15 protein-coding genes are annotated in these 14,579 nt (G+C 70.7%); 9 read left to right on the top strand and 6 right to left on the bottom strand.

The genetic code is table 11. From position 1 onward, the window contains the following. Window positions 1-25 precede the first annotated feature (25 nt). Window positions 26-397, bottom strand: coding sequence for a GNAT family N-acetyltransferase (locus ABZ860_RS03375; RefSeq protein ID WP_357214742.1), 372 nt, complete (start codon window positions 395-397; stop codon window positions 26-28). On the opposite strand from ABZ860_RS03375, the gene ABZ860_RS03370 reads away from it, so the two are divergent. Further along, entirely contained in the window at window positions 373-690 is a 318-nt protein-coding gene (locus ABZ860_RS03370; protein WP_357214353.1) for a hypothetical protein, read from the top strand. The two genes, ABZ860_RS03375 and ABZ860_RS03370, sit on opposite strands and share 25 nt — an antisense overlap. A 197-nt stretch (window positions 691-887) precedes the next feature. Continuing rightward, on the top strand, window positions 888-1,754 hold the full coding sequence (locus ABZ860_RS03365) for a class I SAM-dependent methyltransferase (protein ID WP_357214351.1): 867 nt from the start codon (window positions 888-890) through the stop codon (window positions 1,752-1,754). 64 nt (window positions 1,755-1,818) lie between these two features. Here ABZ860_RS03365 and ABZ860_RS03360 read toward each other — a convergent pair whose 3' ends face one another. Further along, window positions 1,819-2,877: a hypothetical protein gene (locus ABZ860_RS03360; RefSeq protein WP_357214349.1), complete on the bottom strand. Its 1,059-nt coding sequence runs from the start codon at window positions 2,875-2,877 to the stop codon at window positions 1,819-1,821. 136 nt (window positions 2,878-3,013) lie between these two features. Between ABZ860_RS03360 and ABZ860_RS03355 the strand changes: the two genes are divergently transcribed. Then, a complete protein-coding gene (locus ABZ860_RS03355) occupies window positions 3,014-5,755 on the top strand; it encodes a LuxR C-terminal-related transcriptional regulator (RefSeq protein WP_357214347.1) in 2,742 nt (913 codons plus the stop codon). A 136-nt stretch (window positions 5,756-5,891) separates the two neighbouring features. On the opposite strand, the gene ABZ860_RS03350 is transcribed toward ABZ860_RS03355, so the two are convergent. Both ABZ860_RS03350 and ABZ860_RS03345 read right to left on the bottom strand, forming a co-directional pair. Then, complete coding sequence (locus tag ABZ860_RS03350; protein WP_357214345.1) at window positions 5,892-6,764, bottom strand: alpha/beta hydrolase; 873 nt, start codon at window positions 6,762-6,764, stop codon at window positions 5,892-5,894. A 19-nt stretch (window positions 6,765-6,783) separates the two neighbouring features. Continuing rightward, window positions 6,784-7,332: a dihydrofolate reductase family protein gene (locus ABZ860_RS03345; protein ID WP_357214342.1), complete on the bottom strand. Its 549-nt coding sequence runs from the start codon at window positions 7,330-7,332 to the stop codon at window positions 6,784-6,786. A 104-nt stretch (window positions 7,333-7,436) separates the two neighbouring features. Here ABZ860_RS03345 and ABZ860_RS03340 point away from each other — a divergent pair, with 104 nt between their 5' ends. After that, window positions 7,437-8,042, top strand: a complete 606-nt coding sequence (locus ABZ860_RS03340; protein WP_357214340.1) for a response regulator transcription factor — start codon at window positions 7,437-7,439, stop codon at window positions 8,040-8,042. Here ABZ860_RS03340 and ABZ860_RS03335 read toward each other — a convergent pair. After that, complete coding sequence (locus ABZ860_RS03335) at window positions 7,958-9,904, bottom strand: histidine kinase (RefSeq protein WP_357214337.1); 1,947 nt, start codon at window positions 9,902-9,904, stop codon at window positions 7,958-7,960. The genes ABZ860_RS03340 and ABZ860_RS03335 overlap by 85 nt on opposite strands. A 236-nt stretch (window positions 9,905-10,140) precedes the next feature. Beyond that, window positions 10,141-10,596, bottom strand: a complete 456-nt coding sequence (locus tag ABZ860_RS03330; RefSeq protein ID WP_357214335.1) for an ArsI/CadI family heavy metal resistance metalloenzyme — start codon at window positions 10,594-10,596, stop codon at window positions 10,141-10,143. A gap of 303 nt (window positions 10,597-10,899) precedes the next feature. Between ABZ860_RS03330 and ABZ860_RS03325 the strand changes: the two genes are divergently transcribed. The 5 genes from ABZ860_RS03325 to arsM all read left to right on the top strand — a co-directional run bounded on the left by ABZ860_RS03325 (window position 10,900) and on the right by arsM (window position 14,151). Further along, on the top strand, window positions 10,900-11,289 hold the full coding sequence (locus tag ABZ860_RS03325; RefSeq protein WP_357214332.1) for a metalloregulator ArsR/SmtB family transcription factor: 390 nt from the start codon (window positions 10,900-10,902) through the stop codon (window positions 11,287-11,289). Continuing rightward, complete coding sequence (locus ABZ860_RS03320) at window positions 11,286-12,029, top strand: MIP/aquaporin family protein (RefSeq protein WP_357214329.1); 744 nt, start codon at window positions 11,286-11,288, stop codon at window positions 12,027-12,029. The genes ABZ860_RS03325 and ABZ860_RS03320 overlap by 4 nt, the downstream gene beginning before the upstream one ends. A gap of 31 nt (window positions 12,030-12,060) precedes the next feature. Next, window positions 12,061-12,468 carry an arsenate reductase ArsC gene (locus ABZ860_RS03315; protein ID WP_319018787.1) on the top strand — a complete coding sequence of 136 codons (408 nt, stop codon included), beginning with the start codon at window positions 12,061-12,063 and terminating at the stop codon, window positions 12,466-12,468. An 88-nt stretch (window positions 12,469-12,556) separates the two neighbouring features. Continuing rightward, window positions 12,557-12,892, top strand: a complete 336-nt coding sequence (locus tag ABZ860_RS03310) for a metalloregulator ArsR/SmtB family transcription factor (protein WP_357214325.1) — start codon at window positions 12,557-12,559, stop codon at window positions 12,890-12,892. 11 nt (window positions 12,893-12,903) lie between these two features. Next, a complete protein-coding gene (gene arsM / locus ABZ860_RS03305; RefSeq protein ID WP_357214322.1) occupies window positions 12,904-14,151 on the top strand; it encodes an arsenite methyltransferase in 1,248 nt (415 codons plus the stop codon). The last annotated feature ends 428 nt before the right edge of the window (window positions 14,152-14,579 follow it).

The raw sequence follows: 14,579 nt of genomic DNA, 5'->3' as shown, positions 1-14,579 counted from the left end.
GCGCGGGGCGCCGCCGGGAGCGGCATCAGCGCTGTGTCGGCCTGGCGGCCTGAACGGCGGCGGGAACCTCCCGGAGATAGAGCCGAAATCCCTCCGCCTCCGGCTCGAACCCCAGCGAGGTGTAGAGGCGATGAGCACCGTCGGCGGCGTGGCGCTTGTGAGACAGCAGCCGGACCTTGTTGCATCCGGCAGATCGAGCGTCGTCGAGGAGCCGACGCATGATCGCGGTGGCCACGCCTCTGCGACGGTGCGCGGCGGCCACGACGACGGCCTCGACAAAGGCGGTGGGGGCACAACCGTAGGTCAGGTTGGGCATCGTCATCAGCGTTGCCGTCCCGGCCACCTGCTCGTCGATCTCAGCGAGATGTCGCGTTGTCCGTGCTGGTCGGCGTCGCAGGGCTGTTCGTCGCTCCGGCCCTCACCGCCTACATGCTGGCGGACAAGGTCGCGGCCCCCGACTCGAAGACACAGGCCGGCGCGTGGGTCAATGCGGCGTTCAACACCGGAAACGCCGTGGGCTCGGCTTCCATGGGACTGCTCGTAGGACAACTCACCCTGGCCGCGTCCTTCGCGGTCGGCGCACTGCCGTCCCTCCTCGGCGCGCTCGCGGGAATGAGGAAGGCTCGCCGTCCCGCCGACCTCTCCGAAAGGGAAGCGCCGCGGGAAGTTCCGGCTGACTGTCGGCCGTAGGAGCCGCACCGGATACTCGGCGCAGGTGTTCACCGCCTGCGGCGTCCGGCTCCATGAGACACTTGTCGTTTCTGCCTTTCAGGGAACGTGAACACACCGGCTTGTGCGGCGAAAAGCGTCTTGTCCGATCGCATGACCGCGACGCCGCCGATGAGCTCGGATCCGCCGACGACGTCACCACTCGTGGAGGGATTGGCATGCCTGACGGATGGCAGTGGGACAGCACCCTGTTTCAGGGGTGCGCAGCCTATTACGAGCGCGGCCGACTGCCGTATGCTCCGGGACTCGCCGAAACTCTGGCCGCGGCACTCGGTCTGGACGGCCGGGGCCGGCTCCTCGACGTCGGCTGCGGACCGGGCACCGTGATCCTCCCTCTGGCGCGCTTCTTCACCGAGGCGGTCGGCGTCGACCCGGATGTGGACATGCTGGCCGAGGCCGAGCGACAGGCCAAGCGCCGGGGTGTGACCAACACGCGGTGGGCGGCGGCCCGCGCGGAGGACCTCCCGGCCGGTCTGGGCACGTTCCGGGTCGTGGTGTTCGCCCAGTCCTTCCACTGGACCGATCGGGATCGTGTCGCTGCGACCGTGCTGGAGATGCTGGAGCCGGGAGGCGCGTTCGTCCACGTGGCCGACGCCAAGAATCCCCCCGCAGAACCGGCGCCACTGCCGCTGCCCGCTCCCCCGTACGCGCAGATCAGCGACCTGGTGCGCCGGTATCTGGGCCCGGTGCGCCGCGCGGGACAGGGAACGCTCGTCAACGGCACGCCGGATCGCGAGGACCTCGTCCTGGCCCGGGCCGGGTTCGAGAACTTCGAACGACACGTCGTGGAGGCCGGAGCGGTGGCCGATCGCACCGCGGACGACATCGTGGCGTGGGTGTTCTCCCGATCCGACTCCGCCCCTCACCTGTTCGGCGACAGGCTGGAGGACTTCGAACGGGACCTGCGCGCGATGCTGCGGCAGACGTCACCCGGCGACCGCTTCGCGGAGCGCCTTCCCGCGACCGAGATCATGATCTGGCACAAGCCGCTCACTACCCACAGCGCCGCATCGCCGTCGACCTGACCGCCTACTGACCGCCGCTCCTCTTCCGGTCGTGCCGCAGCGCTGGTCGACCAGCCGATACATCTCAGGACATCGGCGAGTCGATGAGCGCTCCGGCGCGCAGGGCGGCGGCCAGCGCGTCCGGATTCCCGGTGCGGGTGTAGACCTCGGCGGCGGTGTCGGTGAACTTGATGACGTGCTCGTCGGCGTGCGCGACGGCCCGGTCGAGAACCTCCGCTGCCCCGTCTGCGGCCTGCGGCGGCTCCGGCAGTGCGGAGCGCGGAGCGGCCTCCTTCGGGGCGTAGGCGGCGTAGAGGGCCGCGGTGGTGGTCCAGATGGCGGTCAGGCTGGGCGACCACAGCTCCCGGGGGAGCGCGGGCAGCGTGTGCAACACGGCGTTCGGCGCCGTTGCGGTGTGCACCAGCAGCACGGGGTGAGCGTGGCCGTGGGAGAGGTAGCGCAGCGTCGCGGCGGCGACCAGGTCGGCCAGGCGGGCGGGCACCTCGTCGGGGACGGCGGCGGGCGCGAGGCCCGCGACCGCCGCCGCCCAGCCGGGCATGCCGGGGAGCTGACCGAAGCGGTTGGCGACGTTGCCGCTCTGGTCGGGGACACGGGGGACGCCATCCAGCGCGGCCCCCGCGTCGAGCCTCCCGGCCGGCGCGGCCGCGGCCGGATATGGGCGCGACCTGGCGGCCCAGAAGGCCAGGCCGTGGGCGAGCTCGCCGAGCGTGTGCGGGGTCTGCGCGCCCGCGAGCAGCGCCCGCACGACATGGCCGACGCGGATGACGCCGTGTGTGGTGCCGGCGACGATGCCGGGGAGGAGCCGCTCCCACCAGACGGCCAGCACCTCCCGCCACGGCCGTTCCCTGAGGGCGCGGGAGAAGTAGACGGTCCAGTCGCCGACGCGGCGTCCGTCGCCCAGGGCTTCGGCCCAGTTCGCGTCGGTGATCGTGCCGGTGGGCGAGGGCAGGTCGTCGAGGCGGCGCAGGTAGCCGCTCGTCCAGCGGTCGACCAGGTCCGCCCGGCCGCGCCGGACGAGGACCTCGACGGCCATGGGACCGTGGTTGGTGAGCTGGTCCTCGCCCCATTCCGGGCCGGTGCGGTGGAAGCGCTCGTAGGCGTCGTTCAATATGCCGCCGGTCATCAGCAGTCGTCTCCTCCGGTCGTGGGCTCGTGGAGCCAGTGTCACGAGGGCGGCGGAGCGGGGCATCCGTGCTGACCACCTATCCAGCACTCAGATGGGTTTCGGAGGATGTAGGGGTGATGGTGATATAGATCGGGTGAGTCCGGAAAGGGTGTCGCCGCGTGAGGCCGAGGTGCTGGCGCTGCTCGGCGAGCACCTGACCAACGCCCAGATCGCCCGGCGCCTGAGCATCTCGGTGCGGACCGTCGAAAACCACGTCTCCTCGCTGCTGCGCAAGCACGACGCCGCCGACCGGCGGGCGCTGGCGGCGTTCGCCGGTCGGGCGCGGGCGCCCATGGCCGCGATGCCGTCCTGGCGAACGGGGTTCACCGGGCGGGCGCACGAGCGGGACACGCTGCCGGCGTTGCTGCGGCCGGGCGCACTGGTGACGATCACCGGGCCGGGCGGGGTCGGCAAGACCCGGCTGGCGGCCGTGGTGGCGGAGGCGGCCGCACCCGACTTCCCGCTCGGCGGGGCGTTCGTGGACCTCGTTCCGGTGCGCGACGGCGAGGTGGCCGGGGCGGCGGCACGAGCGCTCGGGGTGGGCGAGTCGCCGGGCCGCTCGCTGGCCGACGCCGTCGCACACGCGCTGGACGGCGGGCGGCGGCTGCTCGTGCTGGACAACTGCGAGCACGTCCTGGACGGCGCGGCGGCCCTGGCCGACCGGGTGCTGTCGTCGTGCCCCGGCGTCACGGTGCTGGCCACCAGCCGGGAACGGCTCGGCATCCCCGGCGAGCACGTGGTGCCGATCTCGCCGCTCCCGCTGGCCTCGGAAGCGGAGGCCCTGTTCGTGGACCGGGCCAGGGCGGTGGACCACGCGTTCGCCGCCGACCCGGTGCTGGTGGCGGAGATCTGCGCACGCCTCGACGGCATGCCGCTGGCCATCGAGCTGGCCGCCGCCCGGTGCGCGTCTCTGGGGGCGCACGGGGTGCTGGCTGCGCTGGAGGACTCGCTGCGGCTGCTGGCGGGCAGCCGGCACGCCGACGAGCGGCACCGGTCGCTGCGGGCGGTGCTCGGGTGGAGCCACAACCTGCTCGGGGACGACGAGCGGGCGCTGTTCCCGAGGCTGGGGGTGTTCGCCGGCGCCTTCGACCTGGACGCGGTCTGCCGGACGGCCCCGTACGCCTCTCGAGGGGAGGTGGCGGACGTGCTGGGCCGGCTCGTGGACAAGAGCCTGGTGGTACGCGACGGCGGCTCGGACAGCGAGTGGCGGCTGCTGGCGACGGTCCGGGCGTATGCGCTGGAACGGCTGGCGGCGGCGGGTGAGCTGGAGCGGGTGCGGGAGTTGCACCTGCGGTGGGCGGCCGGCACGGCCAGGTCCCTGGCCGACGAGACGCTACGGCCCCTCGTGACCGAGACGGCGTGCGGCCCGTCAGCCGACATGGCGTGGGGGCGGGCGGGGAAGCGGACCCCGCAGTGGCAGGAGAGGTTCGACGCTGTCGGCGCCGACCTGCGGTCGGCGTTGCGGCACGCGCCGCCGGGGCCCGGCGCCGCGGCACACGAGCTGGCGCGCTCGCTCGGGCGGCTGGCATACGCGCGGCGGCTCATGCGGGAGTCGGTGGCGCACTTCCGTGAGGCGGCTCGGCGCGCGATGGACGCCTCGGACGCCGCCGCCGACCTGCGGTGTGCCGCGCAGGCGGTGTTCGGGGCGGGACTCGCGAGCGGGGCCTTCGAGTTGCTGGTGGAGTCGGCGGAGCGGGCCCGGGTGGCGGGCGACAGGACAGCCAGGGCGATCGCCCTGGCTCAGGCGGTGGTGACGGCCCGCCGGTTCCTGTCGGGCTTCGCCCAACCGGTGGCCGAGCCTGCGCTGCGTCAGCTGCTGGAGGAGGCCGTGGCAGCGGCGCGGCCTGGGACGGCGGTCGCAGGAGACGCCGGGACGACGCCCGGCGACGGCGGGAAGCCGGCCGTGCCGGATCACATTGTGGCGGCGCATGTGGCTGTGGCGCTTACCTGGTGTCCGCCGTCGCCGCAGGCGTTTCCCGACCCGTCTCTGGCCGGGGCCGCGGTGGTGGCGGCCCGTGCCACAGGCGATCCGGTGCTCGTCAGTGCCGCGCTGGACGCGCCGGCTTCGCTGGCGATGCGGGCGGGGCGGTTCCGGCGGGCGTACGCGATCGCACGTGAACGGCTGCGGCTCATCGACGGGATGAACCGCAGCGATCCTGCCTGCGCGGCGGAGATCCTCGACGCGTTTCATCACACGTGGCTGTGCGCCTTCGCGGTGGGTGACGTCGAGGGCGCGCTGGGGGTGGCCGAGCGGATCGCGGGTGACGAGTTGCTGGGCGCGCACCCGTACCGGCCGGCGGGCAAGCTGATCCCGCCGCTGGTGCTGCTCGGACGATGCGAGGAGGCGCTGGAACTGGCCGAACCGATGTGGCGGGCGTGGCGAGGCTCTGGTGCGCCGATCGCGGCCTGGCTGTCTCCGGCCGCGTCGGCGGTCGCGCTGGCCCACGGCCTGCGCGCGGATCGGGAGGCGTTCCTGCTGTGGCGGGAGCGGGCGGAACTCGCGCTGGGGCCCGGTGCCGATCCCTCCAGTGAGCCGATGGTGTTCGCCGCGTTCGCCGCCGCGCTGGCCGCGGCGGAGACGGGGACGGCGACGGTGGAGGGCGCCGCGGAGCTGGTGGCCCGAGCGTTCGCGGGTTCGCCCACAGGCTGGTCGGCCGCGTACGCGCGGGCGGCGGGAGCGGAGCTCGCCGTACGCGCCGGTCTTCCGGACGCGGCGGACCGGGTGGCGGCGGCACGCGAGACCGCGGGCGAGAACGTCTGGGCATCGGCCCGCCTGACCGACCTGGCCGCCCGCATCACACTCCCGCCTCGCCCTGGAACGGGATCATGCGACTGATGTGGCTCCTGCCGAGCGCGGCCCGGGAAGATGACGGCCCCGGCGGTCCTCGTCGTTCGCTCATCGCACTACAGGCACCTGAGCAGGTGCGCGGTGAGCCGCACGCTCACCGCGCACCTGCGCCGGCCGCGCTCCCCTATGGCCGTTCGAGGAAGGCGGAAACGGCGGGGAGCAGCAGTTCGGCGTTGTTCTCCATGCCGACGTGGGTGGTGCCGGGGAGGACGGCGAGTTCGGAGGCGGCCGGGCCACCGGCTCCGTCGCCGGGGAGGCCGCCGCCGCGGAGGCGGAACATCTCCGCGGCGTGTTCGATGCTGGGGAGGTCGGTGTCGCCGATCGCGATCAGGGTCGGCGCGCGCATCCCGCGGATGGCCGAGGGCGGATAGCCGGGGGCGTGCCGGTTGATGTCCTTGATCTTTTCGACCAGGGTGGGGAAGTCCTGCGGGCGCGGCGCGGTCTGCAGGTAATCCTTGAGCCAGACGGTGTCCTGGAAGTTCTCGGGGCGGAGTTGCTCGATCTGGTCGAGATACCCGGGCGGCAGGCCGGAGGCGTCGAAGACGGTTGAGGCGACCACCAGCTTGCGCACCTGGGCCGGATAGCGGATGGCGACGTTCAAGGCGATGCCACCGCCCATGCTGTAGCCGAAGAAGTCCGCCTGCCTGACGCCGAGCCGGCGGAGCAGTTCGACGGTGTCGTCGGCCATGTACTCGTAGCGCAGCGGGCGGTCGATGTCGGCGGTATGCCCGTGTGCCTGCTGCTCGATGGCGATGACCTGGCGATCCTTGGCAAGAGCCGGCAGCAGGCGTCCGAAGGAGACGCGGATCGACGACATTCCGCCGTGGAGCAGGACGAGCGGTGGTTCGCCGTGGCTGCGGCCGTGCACCTCGTAGTACATGCGCAATCCGTTGACGTTGGCGTAATGGCCGGCGCCGGTGGCGGATGCGGCGGACTTACCGACACTCAGCACGAGAGCGATCACGGTCAGTAACGTCGCGGGAATCGACTTCTTCATCGTCGTCTCTCATTCAGGTTCAGGCGGCGGGCCCGGCCGGGCGGTAGTCGAGGACGATGGCGCCGGAGTCGAAGGTGTGGGTGCCGGCCAGGCGCCACGCCTTGGCGTCGAGCCCGTCGGCGAAAAGGCGCTTGCCCCTGCCGACGACGACCGGGTGGAGGAAGAGCTTGAGCTCGTCGAGCAGGTCGTGCTCGATGAGGTAGTTGACCAGGTCACCGCTGCCATAGATGAGGATGTCCTTGCCGTCCTCGGCCTTGAGCTTGGTGACGGCCTCGGCGACATCGCCGTCGATGACGGTGGCGTTCCACGTCGGCTCCTTCAGCGTGGTCGAGGCCACGTACTTCGGGATGCTGTTCATGACGCCCACGTCCTCACCGGCCTTCTCCATCGCGGGCCAGGCCTGGGACATGCCGTCGTAGGTGACGCGGCCGAGCAGCAGGGCGCGGCTCTGGGAGAGCTGGCCGGCCTGGAACTTGCCGTGGTCGTCGCTCCAGTACGGGGCGGTCCAGGCCGGCTCTTCCACGACGCCGTCCATGGAGATGTAGACGACCGAGACGATCTTGCTCATGATGCTCCTTGCGACGGTTGGGATTTGGTGTGTAATGAGAGCTTCCCGAGCCGTCGAATCGGCCGGTAGTGCCACGTTCACGAGTGCCGTGTGAAGGATTCACAGTGATCAGGATCATGATCGCGGAGGATGTCCGGATCCTCAGGGAGACGCTGTCCGCGGTCCTCGATCTCGAGGACGACCTGGAGGTCGTCGCCCAGGTAGAGCGTGGTGACCGGATCATCGCCGCGGCGCTCGCGCATCGCCCCGACGTGGCCCTGCTCGACATCGACCTGCCCGGGCTCGACGGTCTCACCGGCGCGGACCAGCTCCGGCGGCAGCTCCCCTCGTGCAGGATCATGGTGCTGTCCGGGCTCGCCCGTCCCGGCTACTTACGCCGCGCCCTGAACTCCGGCGTCTCCGGTTTCCTGCTCAAACACGCGCCCACCGATGAGGTCATCGACGCGATCCGCCGGGTGAGCGCCGGCGAGCAGGTCGTGGATCCGCAGCTCGCGCTCATCGCGCTCCAGCGAAGCGAGAGCCCGCTCACAGAGCGCGAGGCCGAGGTGCTCAAAGCGGCCGCGACCGGGGCGGAGGCCGACGAGATCGCCGGGATGTTGTCGCTGAGCCGTGGCACCGTACGGAACTATCTGTCGTCGGCGATCGTGCGCCTCGGCGCGCGCAACCGCGTCGACGCGATCCGCATCGCGACCGACGAGGGCTGGATATGAGCCGGCTCGAGCGGAGTGAGCGGGATCTCGGCGGTCAGCTCGTAGGAGCCGTCCACGGCCTCGCTCGTCAAGGTCCCGCCCACGGCGTGCAGCCGGTGCCTGAGGTTGTCCAGACCCGCTCCGGGCGGGACGTCGTTCGCCCGGACGCCGTCGTTCCGCAGGCGTAACCGCACCGTGCCGCCGGTGACCCCGGCCTCGATCGTGCAGCACCGCCCGTCGCTGTGCCGCAGGACGTTGGTGACGCCCTCACGCAGTACGGTCGCGAGCACGTTGCTCTGCTCGGCGGTGAGCGGCGGGGTGTCGACGGTTCCGTTCACCGCGAGCCCCGCCGTCCTGAGTACGGCTCTGGCCGACTCGACCTCGTCCGGCAGGCAGATGCTGCGATAACCCGCCGCTACGGCCTCGATGTCCGCGAGCGCCTGGCGGGCGGCGTCCAGACCGTCGTCCAGCTCTCGTTCCGCGCGCACCCGATCCTTGTCGAGCAGGCGGAAGGCGAGCTCACTCTTGAGAACGATCACCGAGAGGCTGAACCCGAGCAGGTCGTGCAGGTCCCGGGCGAACCGCAGGCGTTCACGAGCGATTTCGGTCCGTGCCAGCTCGGCGCGAGCGTGCTGCAGTTCGCGCGTGAGGCGACCCATGCGGACGAAACCGTAGACGACGAGGACGCGCTCGCCGACCCAGACGATCTGGTAGGTCTGGTCGACGAAGGTCGGCCCCTGGAGCGTGACATCCCAGAGCGCGAGGGTGAGCCAGTCCTGCGCGATCAGCGGGATCGTCACCGCCCAGCGCAGCCATCCGCGCAGCAGCATGAGCGTGAGCGCGGGCAGGAAGATGCTGAGATACCAGAACGACCGCTCGAAGACCAGCTCGGGAGCCAGCGCGACGACGAACGCGGCGGCGAGCGCGGTCCGCCAGAAACGCGGCCGCCCGTCGTCGCCGCCGATCGAGCAGCACCACAGGAACAGCGCCGTGAAGACGGCCACAAGCCCGAGGTACAGCACGGCCTCGCCGCTGGTCTCGTCCGCCTTGAGTACGGACTTGATCGGGTTGGTGAGCAGCATCAGCAGCACCGCGGCCACGCCGAGCCCCATGACGACGCTCGCCGTCAGGTCGTCGGCGACCCGCCGTCCCGCGGGGGCGCCGTCGCGATGGGCGTGCGCGACCGACCGGGTGTCGGCCAGCGCGGACCTGGCCGTCGCCAGGCTCTCGGCCAAGCGTTCGCGGGCGGCGGGCACCTCGGCCGCCCGCCTGACCGCCTCACCGTGGCGCACCACCTCCTCAAGGCTCGTCCCGACCCGCTCGTTGAGCAACTGGGCGAACGTCAGCCGTTCCCGGGTGACCTCGGCGTCGGCCAGAGCCGTTCTGGTCCTCTCCAGGTCTCCGACGAGGTCGGCGAAGCGGGCGACGCCGTAGAGCGCGATGCCCACGAAGGCCGTATGGCCGATGGCCAGGTAGGCCGCGTCCCAGACCGTGGGGCGTACCTCGAGTCCCGAGAGATATTGCGCGAGGACGATGACGGCGAATCCGGCCCAGGCCAGCCCCGCCGGCCGGATCAGCAGGAGGATGGCGGCGGCGAGGAAGCCGGTGTTGCCGTACCACGTGCTCGGGAACACCAGCAGTCCGGTACCGGTCAGTACAGCCTGCAGGGCGAGCGTCCACTGCCACGCCTTCGGGCGCCGCCCGTCTACCATCCGTACGCAGTTGTAGAGGTGCATCAGGAGCAGGCCGACCAGGAGCCCGCATCCCAGCGCCTTGCCGCCGGCCGGGTCGTCGGAGCGGAAGATGCCGATGAACCCCCCGTAGGAGAACCCGACACTGACGACGATCGCGACGAGACGCGCGAGCCTGTACGCCGACCACATGGCTCGGAACCTAGCCGGAACCCACCAAGCCGTACAGAATGAACCGCGCCGGGCCTCGGCTGGGGGAAGGTCGTTGCAGGCACTCAGGTTGCATGCGCAGCCCGGAGGTCATGAGGCGTGACGTCCTTCAGACTGCCGCCTCCACGGCCGGGTCGAAGTGCCACCGGCGCCAGGCGTTCATGCGGAACGCCCGGCGATCACCCTGGTGACGATCGCCGGGCGTCTTCCCGTCTTGCCTAGCAGCATGACTTACCCGCGCTCACTGTCTCCTTTTCGGCGTCGCCGGTGGTGCAGCATACGGAGTCGGCTTCCTTGGTGAGAGTGCCGGCGTCGGCCTTGACCACGTAGACCTCCCAGGGCTCGTTTCCGGGACCGTGGACCCACACCTTGTCCTGAAGGGCGTAACAGCAGGTGGTGTCGTTCTCCTCGAAGGTCGCCAGCCCGGCCTCCTTCAGGCGCTCGGTCGCGGCGGTGACCTGCGCGGTGTCCTCGACCTCCACGCCGAGGTGGTCCATCCGCGTCGGCTCGCCCTCCTCACCCTCAAGGAGAACCAGCTTCAGCGGGGGCTCGGCGATTGCGAAGTTGGCGTAGCCGGGCCGCCGCTTGGCGGGCTCGACGCCGAACAGCTTGGAGTAGAAGGCGATGGAGCCTTCGAGGTCGGCGACTCGGAGGGCGAGCTGGACACGGGACATGGGTTCCTCCTGATGTGAGACGGGTCTGGCGGGTGGGCTGGGTCAAAGGCGGCCGAAGCCGGCCGTGAGAGCACAAGTACGGACCTGCTCAAGACGAGCGTTGCTGCGGCAGGCGGCATCGCAGACCTCACCCGTGGCCTCGTTGAAAGTCACGAGGCCACGCACCGGGTGGGCCCGGCCGGTGGTCCTGCGAAGCAGAGCGAGAAGTCGAGGCGCCATCGCAAGCTCCTGATTCGATGAATATCTAATTAGTGCTCTGGGCTCAGCTTGCACCCGTACATAGATATCTGTCAAATTAGAAACATGTCGAAGCAAGAGCTGCCGATCATCGATGCGGGCGTGGACGTGTCCGGCGCGGCGTGCTGCGCGCCGCTGGCGTGCGAGCCGTTGTCGGAGAGCGAGGCCGCCGAGCTGGCCCCGTTGTTCAAGGCGATCGCCGACCCCGTACGGCTGCGCCTGCTGTCCCTGATCGCCTGCCACAAGGGCGGCGAGACCTGCGTGTGCGACCTGACGGCGGCTTTCGACCTGACCCCGCCGACGATCAGCCATCACCTCAAGGTGCTCAAGCAGGCCGGGCTGATCGACTCCGAGCGCCGGGGCACGTGGGTGTACTACTGGATCAAGCCCGAAGTTCTGGCCCGCATGTCGGCCCTGATCGGCCCGGCGTCGCCCGTCCTCGCCGGTACGGCGTGACCACGGGCCTCGAACGGCGGGCGTTCGCCGAGTTCCTGGGTACCGGCCTGCTCGTCGCCGTGGTGATCGGGTCGGGCGTGACGGCCGTACGCCTGTCGCCGGACGTCGGGGTACAACTGCTGGCCGACAGCGCGGCCACCGCGGCTGCTCTGCCGGTCGTCATCATCCTGGTCGGGCCGATCTCCGGCGCGCACCTCAACCCGGTCGTCTCCCTGGTCGACTGGCTGCTCGGACGCCGCGACCGAAGCGGGCTCACCGCCCGCGAGGTGATCGCCTACCTGCCCGCCCAGGTCGCCGGAGGCATTGCCGGGGCGATGCTGGCCAACCTCATGTTCGCCCTGCCGCCCGTGACCGCCTCCACCCACATACGGTCGGCCCCGTCGCTGTGGCTCGGCGAGGTCGTCGCGACCGCCGGCCTGGTCGCGCTCATCGTCGCCCTGGCCCGGCAGGGCCGTGCGCATCTGGCCCCGCCACTCGTCGACGCCTACATCGGGGCCGCGTACTGGTTCACCAGCTCGACCAGCTTCGCCAACCCAGCCGTGACGATCGCCCGGGGTTTCTCCGACACCTTCGCCGGGATCGCCCCGTCCTCCATTCCCGCGTTCGTCGCCGCCCAGCTGCTCGGCGCCCTCGTCGGAGCGATCATCGCCATCGCCCTGTACCCCGCATCCGGCCCGGCCGGAACCGATGCCCGTCGGGACCACGGGGACCACGACGTCGTCGTGCCGCACTCGTCCTGACCCCTGCCGCTGAGACCGTCAAGGAGCCCACGTGTCCGACATCCCCGAGGTGCTGTTCGTCTGCGTGCACAACGCCGGACGCTCCCAGATGGCCGCCGCCCTACTCGACCACCACGCCGCCGGCCGCGTACGGGTCCGGTCCGCCGGATCGGCTCCCGCCGACACCATCAACCCCGCCGTGATCGCGGTCATGGACGAACTGGGTCTCGACCTGTCCAAGGAGTTCCCCAAGCCGTTGACGACCGAGGCCGTCCAGGCCGCCGACGTCGTCATCACCATGGGCTGCGGCGACGCCTGCCCGATCTTCCCGGGCAAGCGCTACCTCGATTGGCAGCTTGACGACCCCGCAGGCAAGCCCATCGACCAGGTCCGCCCGATCCGCGACGAGATCGACCGCCGCGTCCGCGACCTGCTCGCCGAACTCGTCCCCGCCCACTAGAACGGCGTCATCTCAGACCGGCCCGGCATCCGCCGGGCCGGTTTTCGTCTTCCGCGACAGGCATTTCATCGTTTATCGTCGATGAACGATGAATGAGGGAACGAGGCCGCTCGACCGGGCCACCGCCGCCGAGTACGCCAGTTGGTTCAAAGCCCTGGCCGACGCCACACGCATCCAGATCGTGACCCTGCTCGCCCGCGCCCAGACGCCGATGGCGGTCAAGGAGATCGTGGAGGCCGTCGAGGTCGGGCAATCGACCGTCTCCGCGCACTTGAAGGTGCTGGCCGAGGTGGGGTTCGTCCTGGTCGAGCATCGCGGGACGGCCAGCCTGTACCGGATCAACGACGCCTGCGTGGAGTGCTTCCCCACCGCCGCCGACGTCGTCATGGGCCGCCCCGTTCCCGACCCTGCGCCGCCCTGCTGAACGGAGAAGACATGTCCGAGAACGTGGAAGCAGTCAGAGCCGGGGTCGTCACCCGCTACGGCGAACTGGCCAAAGCCGCCCAGGCAGGCAAGCAGGTCATCGACTGCGAGCCGCAGGAGTTCACCGACGGCTGCTTCGGCGCGTCCGGCTACGACGACACCACTGGCCTGCCCGACGGAGCCCTCCGGGCCAGCCTCGGATGCGGCAACCCGGTCGCCGTCGCCGACCTCCAGCCCGGCGAAACCGTCCTCGACCTGGGATCGGGCGGCGGCATCGACGTCCTGCTCTCGGCCCGCAGAGTCGGCCCGACCGGCAAGGCGTACGGCCTGGACGCCACCCCCGAAATGATCGAACTCGCCCGAGCCAACGCCACCGAAGCCGGAGCGACCAACGTCGAGTTCCTGCACGGCCACATCGAAGACATCCCGCTCCCCGACGCAAGCGTGGACGTCATCATCTCCAACTGCGTGATCAACCTGTCCGCCGACAAACCCCGCGTGCTCGCCGAGGCATTCCGCGTGCTCAAGCCCGGCGGCAGGCTCGGCGTCTCCGACGTCATCGCCGACGACGGACTCGACCCCGCCCAGCGCGCCGAGGCCGAACACCTCGTCGGCTGCTCGGTCGGCACCCTCACGGAACCCGAGTACCGCGCCCTGCTCGCAAAGGCGGGGTTCACCACGTACACGATCACGCGCACCCACGCAGCGACCGGTGGCCTGCACTCGGCGATCGTCCAGGCGGCCAAGCCTGACGCCCCGCCCGGGATCCTCATCCGCCCCATGAGGGAGACCGACGCGGCGCAGGTCCTCGCGATCTACCAGGCCGGCCTCGACGGCGGAAACGCCAGTTTCGAGACCACGGCACCGGCCTGGCAGGCGTTCGACGCCGCGAAGCTGCCGCTCCACCGGCACGTCGCCGTCGACGCCGTCAGCGGACAGGTCGTCGGCTGGATCGCGGTCAGCGCCGTCTCCTCCCGCTGCGTCTACGCCGGGGTGGTCGAGCACTCCGTCTACGTCCACCCCGGCCACGGCGGCCGCGGAATCGGGCTGGCGCTCCTGAACGCCCTCATCCAGTCCACCGAGACCGAGGGCATCTGGACCATCCAGTCGGGCGTCTTCCCCGAGAACACCGCCAGCCTGCGCCTGCACGAGAAGGCCGGCTTCCGCGTCGTCGGCACCCGCCACCACGTCGGCCGCCACCACGACCGCTGGCGCGACGTCGTCCTCCTCGAACGCCGCAGCACCGTCACGGGCCTGTGACCACCGATTGTGCTGCCTAATCGCGCTCATAGGGATCAAGGCGACGGCGCAGAGCGCCGGCGTAGCGGTCCGCAGCGCCCGGATAGTAATACCTCCGGCAGGGGCTGCGGCTCCGGGGTGATCAGGTAAGCGAGACGTGCGCGTCCGCGCCGGGTTTCGAACTCGATCGCGTGCCATGCGGGGAGCAGAGGGAGTCAGGGGTACTCACGGATCAAGAAACGAAGAAGCCCCCGACCGGCATCTCTGCTGATCAGGGGCAATCAAATGAAGGGATCGCGCCGAAGACACCACCCAAGCGCCTCGCCAATCTACGCCCCCAACCGATTGTTGCGCAGCTGCCTACCACCGGCGACCTGCTGCTCCATGAGGGGTAGTCGAAATCTTAACCTTCTGATCCGTAGCAAGATCGGAGATGTCTACAGGCGTCC

Origin of the sequence: Microbispora sp. NPDC046973, from assembly GCF_040644495.1 — a bacterium.
GTDB lineage: Bacteria > Actinomycetota > Actinomycetes > Streptosporangiales > Streptosporangiaceae > Microbispora.
The sequence above is the reverse complement of the archived record's forward strand: the minus strand, read 5'-3'. Positions and strand labels throughout refer to the sequence as shown.